This is a genomic window from Pseudomonas sp. RA_35y_Pfl2_P32 (assembly GCF_963970735.1).
Taxonomy (GTDB): Bacteria; Pseudomonadota; Gammaproteobacteria; order Pseudomonadales; family Pseudomonadaceae; genus Aquipseudomonas.
Map to the genome: position 1 here is coordinate 58,924 of NZ_CAXAQF010000001.1, position 13,357 is coordinate 72,280.

At 61.8% G+C, this 13,357-nt stretch carries 14 protein-coding genes and 3 pseudogenes; 12 read left to right on the top strand and 5 right to left on the bottom strand.

Translation table 11 applies throughout. The features are described 5' to 3' along the window. Window positions 1–4: 4 nt before the first annotated feature. Window positions 5–412, bottom strand: coding sequence for a GNAT family N-acetyltransferase (locus AACY45_RS00265; RefSeq protein ID WP_339543606.1), 408 nt, complete (start codon window positions 410–412; stop codon window positions 5–7). Between the two features lie 736 nt (window positions 413–1,148). Here AACY45_RS00265 and AACY45_RS29210 point away from each other — a divergent pair. Further along, window positions 1,149–1,820 (top strand): annotated as a pseudogene (locus AACY45_RS29210) (PAS domain-containing protein); the annotation flags it as partial. A gap of 111 nt (window positions 1,821–1,931) precedes the next feature. Further along, window positions 1,932–2,363 (top strand): annotated as a pseudogene (locus AACY45_RS29215) (methyl-accepting chemotaxis protein); the annotation flags it as partial. A 56-nt stretch (window positions 2,364–2,419) separates the two neighbouring features. Here AACY45_RS29215 and AACY45_RS00275 read toward each other — a convergent pair. Beyond that, window positions 2,420–2,851: a PACE efflux transporter gene (locus AACY45_RS00275; protein WP_339543608.1), complete on the bottom strand. Its 432-nt coding sequence runs from the start codon at window positions 2,849–2,851 to the stop codon at window positions 2,420–2,422. A 119-nt stretch (window positions 2,852–2,970) separates the two neighbouring features. On the opposite strand from AACY45_RS00275, the gene AACY45_RS00280 reads away from it, so the two are divergent. After that, a complete protein-coding gene (locus AACY45_RS00280) occupies window positions 2,971–3,849 on the top strand; it encodes a LysR family transcriptional regulator (protein ID WP_339543609.1) in 879 nt (292 codons plus the stop codon). Between the two features lie 12 nt (window positions 3,850–3,861). Here AACY45_RS00280 and AACY45_RS00285 read toward each other — a convergent pair whose 3' ends face one another. Next, window positions 3,862–4,893 carry a LacI family DNA-binding transcriptional regulator gene (locus AACY45_RS00285; protein WP_339543610.1) on the bottom strand — a complete coding sequence of 344 codons (1,032 nt, stop codon included), beginning with the start codon at window positions 4,891–4,893 and terminating at the stop codon, window positions 3,862–3,864. A gap of 214 nt (window positions 4,894–5,107) precedes the next feature. Between AACY45_RS00285 and AACY45_RS00290 the strand changes: the two genes are divergently transcribed. Together AACY45_RS00290 and AACY45_RS00295 are read left to right on the top strand one after the other, a co-directional pair. After that, window positions 5,108–5,641, top strand: coding sequence for a gluconokinase (locus AACY45_RS00290; RefSeq protein WP_339543611.1), 534 nt, complete (start codon window positions 5,108–5,110; stop codon window positions 5,639–5,641). Window positions 5,642–5,723: 82 nt separating this feature from the next. Continuing rightward, window positions 5,724–7,076, top strand: coding sequence for a GntP family permease (locus AACY45_RS00295; protein ID WP_339543612.1), 1,353 nt, complete (start codon window positions 5,724–5,726; stop codon window positions 7,074–7,076). A 57-nt stretch (window positions 7,077–7,133) separates the two neighbouring features. On the opposite strand, the gene alaC is transcribed toward AACY45_RS00295, so the two are convergent. Next, window positions 7,134–8,342: an alanine transaminase gene (gene alaC / locus AACY45_RS00300; protein WP_339543613.1), complete on the bottom strand. Its 1,209-nt coding sequence runs from the start codon at window positions 8,340–8,342 to the stop codon at window positions 7,134–7,136. Between the two features lie 150 nt (window positions 8,343–8,492). Between alaC and AACY45_RS00305 the strand changes: the two genes are divergently transcribed. The 3 genes from AACY45_RS00305 (at window position 8,493) to AACY45_RS00315 (ending at window position 10,295) form a co-directional block, all read left to right on the top strand. Further along, entirely contained in the window at window positions 8,493–9,155 is a 663-nt protein-coding gene (locus tag AACY45_RS00305) for a LysE family translocator (protein WP_339543614.1), read from the top strand. A 67-nt stretch (window positions 9,156–9,222) separates the two neighbouring features. Beyond that, window positions 9,223–9,711, top strand: a complete 489-nt coding sequence (locus AACY45_RS00310; protein WP_339543615.1) for a GyrI-like domain-containing protein — start codon at window positions 9,223–9,225, stop codon at window positions 9,709–9,711. An 86-nt stretch (window positions 9,712–9,797) separates the two neighbouring features. Continuing rightward, window positions 9,798–10,295 (top strand): GNAT family N-acetyltransferase, encoded by a 498-nt coding sequence (locus tag AACY45_RS00315; protein ID WP_339543616.1) that lies wholly within the window; start codon window positions 9,798–9,800, stop codon window positions 10,293–10,295. A 61-nt stretch (window positions 10,296–10,356) separates the two neighbouring features. Here AACY45_RS00315 and AACY45_RS00320 read toward each other — a convergent pair whose 3' ends face one another. Next, window positions 10,357–10,842, bottom strand: coding sequence for a GNAT family N-acetyltransferase (locus AACY45_RS00320; RefSeq protein WP_339543617.1), 486 nt, complete (start codon window positions 10,840–10,842; stop codon window positions 10,357–10,359). Window positions 10,843–10,982: 140 nt separating this feature from the next. Here AACY45_RS00320 and AACY45_RS00325 point away from each other — a divergent pair, with 140 nt between their 5' ends. The 4 genes and pseudogenes from AACY45_RS00325 (at window position 10,983) to AACY45_RS00340 (ending at window position 13,355) form a co-directional block, all read left to right on the top strand. Then, complete coding sequence (locus tag AACY45_RS00325) at window positions 10,983–11,417, top strand: YybH family protein (RefSeq protein WP_339543618.1); 435 nt, start codon at window positions 10,983–10,985, stop codon at window positions 11,415–11,417. Between the two features lie 67 nt (window positions 11,418–11,484). Continuing rightward, window positions 11,485–11,829, top strand: a complete 345-nt coding sequence (locus tag AACY45_RS00330) for a YciI family protein (protein ID WP_339543619.1) — start codon at window positions 11,485–11,487, stop codon at window positions 11,827–11,829. A 72-nt stretch (window positions 11,830–11,901) separates the two neighbouring features. Continuing rightward, window positions 11,902–12,114: pseudogene (locus AACY45_RS00335) on the top strand (SRPBCC domain-containing protein); the annotation flags it as partial. Beyond that, entirely contained in the window at window positions 12,114–13,355 is a 1,242-nt protein-coding gene (locus AACY45_RS00340) for an RNA polymerase sigma factor (RefSeq protein WP_339543620.1), read from the top strand. The pseudogene AACY45_RS00335 and the gene AACY45_RS00340, both read left to right, overlap by 1 nt. The last annotated feature ends 2 nt before the right edge of the window (window positions 13,356–13,357 follow it).

The window sequence follows — 13,357 nt, forward strand, 5'->3', positions numbered from 1 at the left end:
CCGATCAGCCACGCCCCATGGCGATCATCGGCTTGCTGCGGCTGTAGCGCAGCAGGCGCTCGGCCAGCGCGTAAGGCAGTGGCGGGTTGGCGCTGAAGCCGTTGCCCTGATAGAACTCCCGCAGGTCCGGGTGGCACAACAGCCACACCGGCTGGGTCACCGCTGCCAGCGCCTGGGCCATCAACGCCGCCGCCACGCCCTGGCCGCGACAGGCCGGATCGACCAGCAGTCCCGTCAGCCACAACCCTTCGGCCATGGGCCGCAAACACAGGCCGGCGACTATCTCGTCGCGTTTACCGACCCACAATTGGGCATCCCGTACCGCTTTCATCGACGATTGATGGCGGCGGTAGAACTTGTTCATCAAGGGCCACAGCGCGTCATCTAGCTGTGTGTACTGGGTGTGGGGCATGAAAGGGGCCGTCGATCCGCAAAGCCGTGGATTATAAAAGAACGCGCGTGCCGCGATAGGTGTATACCTGAACTCACATCCCGTATGAGTGGAGTCAGTATCATGGCCAAAGGCATGGATTCAAAAAAAGCAGCGAAGAAAAAACCGGCAAAAAGCGCCGATGAAAAACGTGCTGACAAGAAAGCCAAGAAGGTCGGCATATTCGGCCACTAGTCAGACCCCTCTCGACGGAGCCCGGCAAGCGGGCTCCGTGTTCACTTCCAAGCCAGTAACCCCGCGAACGACCCGATTCCCCTGCGCGGTTGCATAGATGCCGCAGCGGGCTGACTTCGCCTGCATTTCGTCCGGGCCCCCGGCTTGCGCTGAACCGATGTTGTCCTCGGTAGTGGCTTATTAGTGGCCTTGCATCCGTGCCGAGGCTGTCTATGCTCAGCACTGATCTTCCTGATCAAGGATGTCCGGGCCAGAACGTTGCCCCCGCGGACTCTTTCGATTGCACATCACCTATCACCTGACCTGTCCTTGCGCTGGGGGGAGGCGTGTACCTGTTCCATGGAACGTTGTGGTGGATCCGTTGAAAGACCGAAGTACTTTCATCAATCAAAAAGACCGCGCTTAGGGTGATACGACCATGTTTAACCTACATCACAAGTCTGACCTGCTGGAAATCCAACGATTCAGTTGTGCGCTGAGCGAGGCCAACGCCAAGCTGGCGGCGGTCAGTCGCTCGATGGCGATGATCGAGTTCGACCCCACCGGGGTGATCCTCGATGCCAATGAACATTTCTGCAGCGCGGTGGGGTATTCCCTTGAAGAAATACGCGGCAAGCACCATCGGATCTTTTGCGAGGGCGATTACGCCAAGAGCGAGGAGTACCAACGCTTCTGGCGTGAACTGGAGCGCGGCGAACCCAACAGCGGGACCTTCCAGCGCCTGAACAAGCACGGCCAGGAGGTCTGGCTGGAAGCCAGCTACCTGCCGGTGATCGGTGCCGACCGGCAGGTACACAGCGTGATCAAGGTGGCCACGGACATCACCGCCCGGGTCATCAAGGAACATGAGAACCAGGCCCTGGTGAATGCCCTGGGCCGTGCGATGGCGGTGATCGAGTTTTCCCCCGACGGCAAGGTCATCAGCGCCAACGACAACTTCCTGCAGACCATGCATTACGCCCCAGGCGAAGTGATGGGCCAACACCACAGCCTGTTCTGTCACCGCGCGGAAAGCGAGTCGTCGGGCTACAAGGCATTCTGGGCCTCGCTCAACCGTGGCGAATACCACTCCCACCGCTTCGAACGGGTCGACAAGTTCGGGCGCATCGTGTTTCTGGAAGCCTCCTACAACCCGATCTTCGACGCCAAGGGCCGGCTGTACAAAGTGGTCAAGTTTGCCAGCGACATCACCCAGCAGGTGACCACCCTGCAATCGGCTGCCGAAGCGGCTCATTCGACCTCGGTGCAAAACGATGCCTGTGCCCAGAAGGGCTCGCAGGTGGTGCAGCAGACGGTACAGATCATCGAGCAAATCTCCCGGGACCTGAGCGAAGCAGCCCTGAGCATCGATGCGGTGAGCAAACAGTCAGACATCATCGGCACCATTGTGCAGACCATTCGCGGGATTGCCGACCAGACCAATCTGCTGGCCCTCAATGCGGCCATTGAGGCCGCGCGGGCCGGGGAGCATGGTCGCGGTTTTGCCGTGGTGGCCGACGAGGTGCGCAGCCTGGCGGCGCGGACCAGCAAGGCAACCCTGGAAATTGTCGACGTGGTGCGCAAGAACCACGACCTGTCGTTGAGCGCGGTGTCGAGCATGCAATCGAGTTTGAGCCGCACCGGATTGGGGGTGGCGTTGGCCAACGAGGCCGGCGAGGTGATCCTGGAGATCCAGCAGGGGTCACGGCATGTGGTGGATGCCATCAGCCAGTTCAATGAAACCCTGCAGTTGCAGTGACGGGTGGGGGGGGCAGGCTGCGCAAGTGTTCGGCAGCCTGATCCGCGCATTGGGACTCAGGCCGGGTCGGGCAGCGCCGAAGCCGGCAAACCAAAGGTGCGGTCGAACAGCCAGTTGAAGGCAAAGGTGTAGCAGGGGATGAAGATGATCAGCGCCAGGTCCAGCAGGAAGGCCTGGACCAGGCTGATGTGCATCCACCAGGCGATCAACGGGATCAGGAACACGATCAACGTCAGTTGAAAACCGACAGCGTGGGCGATCCGACGTTTGACGGTGCGGGTGCGTGATACCTGGCGACTTTCCCAGCGCTCGAACAGCGAGGTGTAGATGAAATTCCAGCTCACCGCGATGCTGGTGATGATCACCGCCAGCGGCCCGGTGCTGCCTGGCGAAGTGCCGGAGAGCAAGGCCAGGCCGAGGGCGGAGAAGGTCATGCCGATCACCTCGTAGAGCGATACGTAGACCAGTTTGCGTTTGACGCCTTGCATGGATTTGCCTCTTTTCAGTGCTTGATGGCCAGTGGGGCTGGCGCAGGCGGCAAAAGATAGCTTCAATGCAGGTGACAGAAAAAGTCAGAAGCTTTCAGTTTAATTGATAGGTTGATCCCGTGAATTTCAACAGCGACAGCATCGAACTGTTTCTCGCCGTGATTGAGCACGGCTCTTTTTCCGCGGCCGCCCGGGCCTTGGGCAGGGTGCCTTCGGCAGTAAGCATGGGCATTGCCAACCTGGAGGCCGAACTCGGTTATCCGTTGTTCGACCGCAGCCACCGCGAACCCCAGCCCACTGCCATGGCCAACTCGTTGGTACCCCACGCACGGCTGATTGCCGGGCAGCTCAAGCAGTTGCAGGTGCACGCGGTGCAGTTGTCGCTGGGGCTGGAAAGCACGTTGTCGATTGGCGTGGTCGCGGACATCGACCGGCGCCGCTTGCTGGCGGCGATCAAGGTGCTTGCCGAGCGCCATCCGCTGCTCGACATCGAAGTGCTGACGGCGCCGCAGGATGACGTGCTGGCGATGCTGCACAGTGGGCGCGTCAGTCTGTGCCTGGCGTTCGCCGGGCTGAGCATGAATGTGCTGGAGCGCTTTCAGTTCGTCGGCAGCGAACGCATGATCGCTACGCTGGCGGCGGACAGTCCCTTGCTGCGGGGGCAGGATCTGTTTCTCGAAGACCTGGTGCACGTGCGGCAGATTTTCGTCGCCAGCCGGGATCTGCCGATCAGCGACACCCGGCCGCTAGTGGCCGAATCCTGCTGGCGCACCGACAACCTGGAAACGGCACTGGAGATGGTCGAGGCGGGGTTGGGCTGGGGCAATTTCCCGCTGTCGGTGGTGCAGTCGCGCCTGGATTCAGGGCGCTTGAAACGGCTGAATTTCCGCAATATCGAAAATGGCCTGGTGCTGCCAGTGCACGCGGTGTGGCTCCGGAGCCAGCCGTTGCAGAAGGGCGCATTGGCCCTGGTCGATCTTCTTGGTCAAACGACGTAGGTGCTGCCTGTCTCAGCTACTTTCGCGAATCTTCAGTTCAAAGCCCATGTCTTCCACCGGGCTCGCCACCTTGTTGCCCGCCATCAACGTCAGCATCTGTTCCGCCGCGCGCCGGCCAATGGCTTCGCGGGGGGTGTAGATGCTGCTCAAGCGCGGCACCATGTGTTCGGACATCGGCAAGTCGTTGAAGCCGAGAATCGCCACCTGCTGGGGAATCTGGATGCCATGGCGCAGGGCCTCGAGCAATGCGCCCTGGGCCAAGTCATCGTTGCCGAAAAAGATCCCGTCGACCTCCGGATGGGCCGCCAGCAGTTGCAGGAACAACTCGCCGCCCAGGCCCACGGATGAGGCCCGAGGCGTGAGCACTTCCAGGTCCGGGTCGTAGCAACCGGCCTTCTGCAAGGCCCGGCGGAACCCTTCACCACGCAGCAAGGTGCGCTGATCCAACTGTGCGCCGATGTAGGCCAGGCGCTTGCGGCCCCGGGACAGCAAGTGCTCGGCCGCCGTTTCTCCGGCGCTGAGTTGGGAGAAACCGACGCAGTTCACCCCGGCGGCACTGTCCAGTTCCATCATGTACACACAGGGGATGTTGCTGGCCTCGATCATTCGCCGTGAGCTTTCAGTGCGATCAAACCCGGTCAGCAGCAAACCGCGTGGCTGATAGGCCATGTAGTTGCGCAGCAGGTTTTCTTCTTCGTCACGGGAGTAGTGAAAGTTGCCGATCAGCACTTCGAAGCCTTTGGGCCGCAGCACCTGGTGAATGGCTTCCAGGGTTTCGATAAACAGCAGGTTCGACAGCGATGGCACCAGCACCACCACCGAATGGCTCTGGGCCGAGGCCAGCGCACGGGCGGCAGGGTTGACCACGTAGTTCAGGTCGAGGGCGGCCTGCTGGACCTTTTTCACCAGTTCGGTGGCCACTGTACTGACCCCACGCAGGGCGCGGGAAGCGGTGATCGGGCTGACCCCCGCCAGGCGGGCCACTTCATTGAGGGTGGGGCGGCCAGTGGTGCGGGGATTTTTATCGTTTTTAGTGGAGGTCATCGGGCGGCTTGCCAAACAAAATTCAAGGCACTAAGGTAGCGCTGTCTCGATGCGGCTGCAAATGAATGAGTGGGGGTTGCCTGATCCCTGCTATTCGGCGTTGGGCAAGAACGTGCTGCAACCCATAAAAATGACAAGAAGACGTCGGCAATGGCTGCGTTTGCACAGAGTCTCAATGAGCAAAGGTAGCGCTGTCTTCGCGCTGAGGTGTTACATGAGTCAACCAATCTCCGCCCTGGTCATCATGGGCGTGGCCGGCTGCGGCAAGTCCAGCGTCAGCGAGGCCTTGTGCCAGCTCAGCGGCGCGACCGGCATCGAAGGCGATAGCTTTCATCCTGCGGCCAACATCGAAAAGATGAGTGCCGGTATTCCCCTCAACGACGACGACCGTGCCGGCTGGCTTGACAGCCTGTGCGCCGAGTTGCGTCGGGTGGATGCCACGGGCCTGCGCCCGGTGCTGACCTGTTCGGCGCTCAAGCTCAGTTATCGCGAGCGCCTGCGCAGCGCCTTGCCGGGCCTGGGTTTCGTGTTCCTGGAACTGACACCGGAAGTGGCCGCGGATCGGGTGTCCCATCGCCCGGGCCACTTCATGCCGTCGACCCTGATCGACAGTCAGTTCGCCACGCTTGAATCCCCGGTCGGCGAAACGCTGACCCTGACCCTGAATGCGTCGACCCACAGCGTCGAGCAATTGGCCGCGCAAGCCCACCATTGGTGGCTTGGGCATGGCCTGAAGCTCGCCGTATGAGTTTTGTTTTTAAAGGTAGCGCTGTCCCGATGGCTTTCGAATTCCCCGTTTCAATAACAACAACAACCAGGAGACACCCCTAATGTTCGGCATGTCCCACGACACGTTCCTGCTGCTTGATGCAGTGGTGACGGTGATCGGCTTGATTGTCCTGATCACCAAGTTCAAGTTTCACCCCTTTATTGCACTGATCATCGCCGCGGCGTTCCTCGGCCTGACATCGGGCATGCCGATCGGCACCATCATCAAGGCGTTCCAGGACGGCTTTGGCGGGGTACTGGGGTTTGTCGGCATCATCCTGGCGCTGGGCACCATGCTCGGCAAAATGATGGCCGAATCGGGCGGGGCCGATCAGATCGCCCAGACCCTGATCCGCTCGTTCGGTAAAGAGCGGGTGCAGTGGGCGATGATGTTTGCCGCGTTCCTGGTGGGCATTCCGTTGTTCTTCGAAATCGGCTTCGTGCTGCTGATTCCACTGGTGTTCATCGTGGCCCGGCGCACGGGCGTGTCGATCATCAAGATCGGTATCCCGCTGCTGGCCGGCCTGTCGGCGGTGCACGGCCTGGTGCCACCGCACCCGGGGCCGTTGCTGGCCATCGGGGTGTTTGGCGCCGACATCGGTAAAACCATTCTGTACGGCCTGATTGTGGCGCTGCCGACGGCGATCATTGCCGGTCCGATCTACGGTACGTTCATTGCCAAGTACATCCCCGGTCACCCTAACCAGGAACTGGTGGATCAACTGGCCCGCGAACCGGATTCGGCCAGCCTGCCCAGCTTCAGCATCACCCTGTTCACCGTGTTGTTGCCGGTGTTCCTGATGCTGCTCAAGACCTTCGCCGACGTCGCATTGCCGGACGGCAACTTCTTCCGCACCTGGATGGACATGATCGGTCACCCGATCTCGGCGCTGCTGCTGGCGTTGCTGTTGTCGCTGTACACCTTCGGCCATCGCCAGGGCATCGACTCCAAGCGCATCCTCAAGCTGCTGGATGCCAGCCTCGCGCCGACCGCCGCGATCATTCTGATCATCGGTGCCGGTGGTGGCTTCAAGCAAATGCTGGTGACCAGCGGTGTGGGTGATGTGATCGGGCATATGGCCGTGAGCGCCCAGATCTCGCCGATCCTGCTGGCGTGGCTGGTGGCGGCGGTGATTCGTATCGCGACCGGTTCGGCCACTGTCGCAACCATTACCGGCGCGGGCATCGTGGTGCCGGTGGTGGGGATGATTCCAGGGGTCAACCGTGAGTTGCTGGTGCTGGCCACCGGTGCTGGCTCGCTGATTCTGTCCCACGTCAACGACGCGGGCTTCTGGTTGGTCAAGCAGTACTTCAACATGACCGTGGCGGAAACCTTCAAGACCTGGACCGCGATGGAAACCATCCTGTCCATCGTAGCGCTGGGCTTTATCCTGCTGTTGTCGTTGTTCGTCTAAGCGTTTTGCCAGACACAAAAAAACCGCAGCGATGCGGTTTTTTTGTGGGTGATCGTCTTACTTGGTGGCTAACCCATCCGCGCGGAACATCCCGCGAATCCCCCGCACCGCCTGGCGAATCCGGTCCTGGTTCTCGATCAGGGCAAAGCGCACGTGGTCGTCGCCGTACTCACCAAAACCCACCCCGGGCGATACACAGACCTTGGCCTCGGCCAGCAGCTTCTTGGCGAACTCCAGCGAGCCCAGGTGGGCATAGGCTTCGGGAATCTTGGCCCAGACGTACATCGAGGCTTTCGGGTTCTCGACCATCCAGCCCAGCTCATGCAGGCCCTTGACCAGCACGTTGCGGCGTTGCCGGTACTGCTCGGCGATGTCCTTGACGCATTGCTGGTCGCCTTCGAGGGCGGCGATGGCGGCCACTTGCAGCGGGGTGAAGGTGCCGTAGTCGTGGTAGCTCTTGATCCGCGCCAGGGCGTTGACCAGTTCCGGGTTGCCGACCATGAAGCCGATGCGCCAGCCGGCCATGTTGTAGCTCTTGGACAGGGTGAAGAACTCCACGGCAATGTCCTTGGCCCCCGGCACCTGCATGATCGACGGCGCTTTCCAGCCGTCGTAGACGATGTCGGCGTAGGCCAGGTCATGCACAACGAGCACGTCGTACTGCTTGGCGAGGGCGATTACCCGTTCGAAGAAGTCCAGCTCCACGCACTGCGCGGTCGGGTTGGACGGGAAACCGAGGATCATCATCTTCGGTTTCGGGATCGAGCCTCGGATGGCCCGCTCCAGCTCCGCGAAGAAGTCCACGCCCGGAATCAGCGGCACCGAACGCACCTGGGCACCGGCAATCACGGCACCGTAGATGTGGATCGGGTAGCTGGGGTTGGGCACCAGTACGGTGTCGCCCTGGTCCAGGGTAGCGAGCATCAGGTGCGCCAGGCCTTCCTTGGAACCAATGGTGACGATGGCTTCGTTTTCCGGGTCGATGTCGACCTCGTAGCGATCCTTGTACCAGCGGGAAATGGCCCGGCGCAGGCGCGGAATGCCTTTGGACGTGGAGTAGCCGTGGGTGTCTTCGCGCTGGGCGACGGTGACCAGTTTTTCGACAATGTGGGGCGGAGTCGGGCCGTCGGGGTTGCCCATGCTCAAGTCGATGATGTCTTCGCCACGACGACGGGCGGCCATCTTCAGCTCGGCAGTGATATTGAATACGTAAGGGGGGAGTCGATCTATGCGCGCAAAGCGGCGCGGCGAACCGTGGTCTGCCATTGTTGCCTCTGATAACGTGAGCGCCCGGAACCGTCCGAGCGACGCCGACCACTGCGGTGGTCTGGGCGCACGATAAGGGCGCCGATGGCCGCTTGTCCAGAGGCACCCAGCAACTTTTTTCCCCGGCACTGACAGCAACAGGATAAAAAAATGGAGTTTTCCAGCGGCTTTCTACTGAGCCTTTCGCTGTGTCTGGATATCGGCGTGGCCAATATTGCAATGATCACCCTGGCCATGCAACGCGGCTATTTCCAGGGATTTGCCCTGGGCCTGGGCACCTGTGTCGGCGACCTGGTCTACGTGGTGCTGGCGCTGGCCGGCATGACCGTTCTGCTGCAGTACTCGGCGGTGCGCTGGGTGTTGTGGGTCGGCGGTTCGGTGCTGTTGCTGTACTTCGCGGCGAAGATGATCTACTCGGCGATCCACCACAGCGCCGCCCTGGCGCAGACGGCAGAGGTCAGTGGCGGCTCCCATCGTCGGGAGTTCTTTCGCGGGATTTTCCTGGCGATGTCCTCGCCCAGTGCCATTCTCTGGTTCGCCGCGGTGGGCGGGACCCTGATTGCCCGCGCGGGCGGCAGCAGCCTGGCCAGTGCCGGGTTGTTCCTGGCCGGGTTCTTTTGCGCCGGAATCCTCTGGTGCCTGGCCTTGTGCCTGGCTGCGACCCAGGGCGGGAAGTTGCTGGGCGATAAACTGCTGCGCTATAGCTACCTGGCATCTGCAGCGATCTTCTGCTATTTCGCGGTCTACGTGATCCTATCGGGTTACCAGGAGTTTATCGGCACGACTGGCGTGGCAGAACTTCCTGGGCTTTGACTGGGGGAATCCGGTTTCGCTTCTATACTCCCAGCCGAACCCAATTTTCAGTGGTAGGAGGTGATTCGTGGATCAGCCAAAACAGCAGGTAGCGGCACAGCCGCGCTTCGAAACGGGGCATTTTATGCTGATTGCCGGACTGGGCGGGCGATTTGCCGTGAACGCCACCGAAGGCATTCCCAAGCTCTGGGACCGTTTTATTCCGCACATCGGCAAGGTGCCGGGGCAAAAGGGCAACTTGACCTACGGCGTGTGTTGCAACCCGGATGGCCAGGGTGGCTTCGAGTACGTCGCCGGGGTGGAAATCAGCAAGCTCGACGACCTGCCCGAGTCCTATCGCTGGGTGGAGATCCAGCCCCAGCACTATGCGGTGTTCACCCATCAAGGTGGCCTGGACAGCCTGGCGCAAACCTTCGAGTACATCTGGCAAAACTGGTTGCCGGCCTCAGGCCGCGAGGCCGCGGATGCCCCGGAGTTCGAGCGCTACAGCGCCGACTTCGACCCGCAAACCGGGCAGGGCGTGCTGGAAATCTGGGTACCCCTCAAAGCCGCTTGAACCACGCGAGAACGGGGCGCAGGATCGATATGCGCGGCGGATTGAATTATGCTTGCGCTCCCTTTTTTCGCTGACAGGACCCCACCATGAATGCTCCCACGACTGTCATTCGCCAGGTCGCGCCGGCTGATCTGGACCGTTGTTTCGCCATCGAAACCGAGGCCTATGAGGGCGACGAAGCGGCCACCCGGGAGAAAATCGCCACCCGCATCGACACCTGGCCACAGGGGTTTATCGTGGCCGAGGTCGAGGGGGTCGTGGCGGGCTTCATCAATTCCGGCGCCGCCTACCAGGTGGAAATGGCTGACGAAGCCTTCAAGGAAATGATCGGCCACGACCCCGACGGTCCGCAGGTGGTGATCATGTCGGTGGTGGTGCACCCGGACTTCCAGGGGCTGGGCCTGGCCAAGCAGTTGATGAGCACGTTCATCGCGCACATGCGCGAACTGGACAAGATCCGCATCAACCTGATGTGCCGCGAGCAGCACGTTGGCCTGTATGCCGGGTTCGGTTTTGCCTACCTCAAGGCATCCGCTTCGGACCATGGCGGGTTGACCTGGCACGAGATGGCGTTCGAGCTGTAAGCGCTGTCGCCCGATATTGACCCGCAAGGTCTCGGTGGGGTGGCTGGAACCTGGGGCTGATTCAGAAGGCCAGGGCCATGCGCCGTTCATAGCTGATCCGGCCTTTGTAGGCATCGCCGCGGTCGATCCAGCCCTGCTTGCGATAGAGCCCCAGCGCCACCTCATTGTGGGTGTCCACTGACAACTCCAGGCCATTGATCTCGGGCCAGGCCTGCCGCGCAACCTCGGGCAAGGCTTGCAGGCAGGCCTTGCCGTAGCCCTGGCCCTGGCAGCGGCGGTCGACCTGCAGGGCATGCAGGGTGGCGGTGTCCTGGCTGGCCCAGGCAGGCAGGAAGGGCGGGCGCTTGAGCAGCAGGAAGGCCACGGGAATGTCGTCGGCAACCAACGCAAAACCGCGGATGGCATCGCCTGCGGCCGCGCTCAGCGAGTGCAGCGCGCCATGGATATCGCCGGCGAATGACTTCTGCAACGGATCGATCTCGATGCTTTCCAGCTGTTGGCGTTGCAGCGCCGAAAGCTGTTGGTAGGGCACGAGGTGCGTGGCCATTGGCGGGATCTCTGCGGTGAAAAACTGAGGTTCGGATTTTAGCCACTTTGGCCCATGCACAATTATTTTTTTGGCCTGTCGATTTACCTGTTCACCAGTCGACTAACAGTGTCTTCACAGCAAACACTCGGAGGTCCGACATGAATGCGTTAGCCGAAAACACTGAGATCCAGGCCCTGATCGAACGCTACCGGCAAGCGGTGGTCGCCAAGGACCTTGAGACGCTGATGGGCTTTTATGCCGACAGCATTGTCTCGTTCGATGCGGTCAAGGCCCTGCAATTCAAAGGCAAGGCGGCTTACCGCGCGCACTGGGAAGAGTGCATGAGCTATTGCCCCGGCCCCCACCTGTTTGAGTTTGAACAGCTGCAGGTGGTGCAAGGCCAGGACCTGGCATTCGCCCACTGGCTGGTGCACTGCGGGGGGGCCGATGACCAGGGTGAAGTCAAAGGCAGTTGGATGCGTGCCACCGCCGGCTATCAACGGATCGCCGGGCAATGGCGAATCGTCCACGAGCACTGGTCGGCGCCCTTCGACATGGTCAGCGGCGCGGCGTTGTTCGAACTGCAGCCCTGATCGTCGGGTTTTTCACCCAATCTGCAAACTGCAGCCATAGTTGATCAGCCTGATGTGGGAGAGCGTTATGAAATACCTATGCCTGGTCTACAGCGACGAGCGTGTCCTCCACCGTTCGCCTGACAGCCCCGAGGACGCCGAGTGCCTGGCGTATGCCGAGTCGGTCCAGGGCAGTGGGCGCATGCTCGCCGCCGAGGCCTTGCAGCCCGTGCAGAGCGCCACCACGGTGCGCCTGCGGGCCGGCAAGTTGTCGATCACCGATGGACCGTTCGCCGAAACCAAGGAGCAATTGGCCGGCTTTTACCTGATCGAGGCCAAGGACCTGAACGAGGCGATCCAAGTGGCCGGCAAGATTCCGGCAGCCCGGGTCGGCAGCGTAGAAGTGCGTCCGGTGCGTCAGTTGAATCCGTGATTAACCCCATAAGAACAACAATGAAACAGGAGTCTATGTATGAGCATCCCTCACGCTGGCGCTCAGCCAGCCGCCTTCGCGCCGGGCTGGATTCCTTCGGGCAAACCCTTCATGACCGCTGAAGTGACCTTTGACGACGTCGACGGCAAGACCCTCTACACCGCGCGTGCGATGCATTGGAATGAGGCTGATCGGCAGGCCCATGAGGGCATGGGGTTTCATGACGGTTGGGGTCAGAGCCTCGACCGGCTGGAGGCCCTGGTGACCAGCGGCATGCCGGACTGATGCCGGACGAAGCGGTCAAGGCGCTGGTCGAGGCGGTCTACCGCAACGACTCGCGGCGTATCCTCGCCACCCTGATTCGTCTGCTGGGGGATTTCGATCTGGCCGAAGAGGCATTGCAGGAAGCCTTCTTCGTCGCGGTCGAGCGCTGGCAGCGGGACGGGGTGCCGGACAATCCGCGGGCCTGGCTGGTGTCCACCGGGCGTTTCAAGGCCATTGACGGCCTGCGCCGGCGCGCCCGGTTTGCCGCGTCCCAGGCGCAATTGGTGGCGCAACTCGAAGAGCTCGAGGAGGCGCAATGGAGTGTCGAGGACGTGCAAGACGATCGCTTGCGCCTGATCTTCACCTGTTGTCACCCGGCACTGGCCGCCGATGCGCAGGTGCCGCTGACGCTGCGTGAAGTCTGCGACCTGACCACCGAAGAAATTGCCCGCGCCTTTCTCGCCGCGCCGGCCACCATTGCCCAGCGAATCGTGCGGGCCAAGGCCAAGATCCGCGACGCCAGGATCCCCTATCAGGTGCCGTCCCTGGCCGAGTTGCCTGAGCGCCTGGACAGCGTCTTGCGGGTGATTTACCTGGTGTTCAACGAGGGTTATTCGGCCTCGGTGGGCAGCGAACTGACCCGCGAAGACCTGACTCGCGAGGCGATTCGCCTGGGGCGCCTACTCCTGGAGTTACTGCCGGAGCCGGAGGTGATGGGGCTGCTGGCCCTGATGCTGCTCAACGAGGCGCGGCGTCCGGCGCGCACCTCGGCCAACGGAGAGTTGATCGTGCTCGATGAGCAGGACCGTTCGCTGTGGGATGCCCAGATGATCGCCGAGGGCTGTGCCTTGATCGAGCACGCGCTGGCCCGGGGGGAGATCGGGCCGTATTGCCTGCAGGCGGCGATCTCGGCGGTGCATGCCGAGGCACCTACCGCCGGGGACACTGATTGGGCGCAGATCGTTGGCCTGTACGACGTCTTGCTGCAGGCATTGCCCTCGCCGGTCATCGAGCTCAATCGGGCCGCCGCCCTGTCCCGGCGTGACGGGCCCTTGGCGGGGTTGACCCTGGTCGAGGGGATTTTGCAGCGCGGCGAGTTGCTCGATTATCACCTGGCGCATTCGGCGCGCGCCGAGTTCTGTCGGCAACTGGGTCGCGTGGAGGAGGCGAGGGCGGCCTATCAGCGTGCGCTGGAGCTGACCCAGCAAGTGCCGGAACGCCGCTTTATCGAACGGCGCCTGGCTGAGCTGGGGCACACCTGACA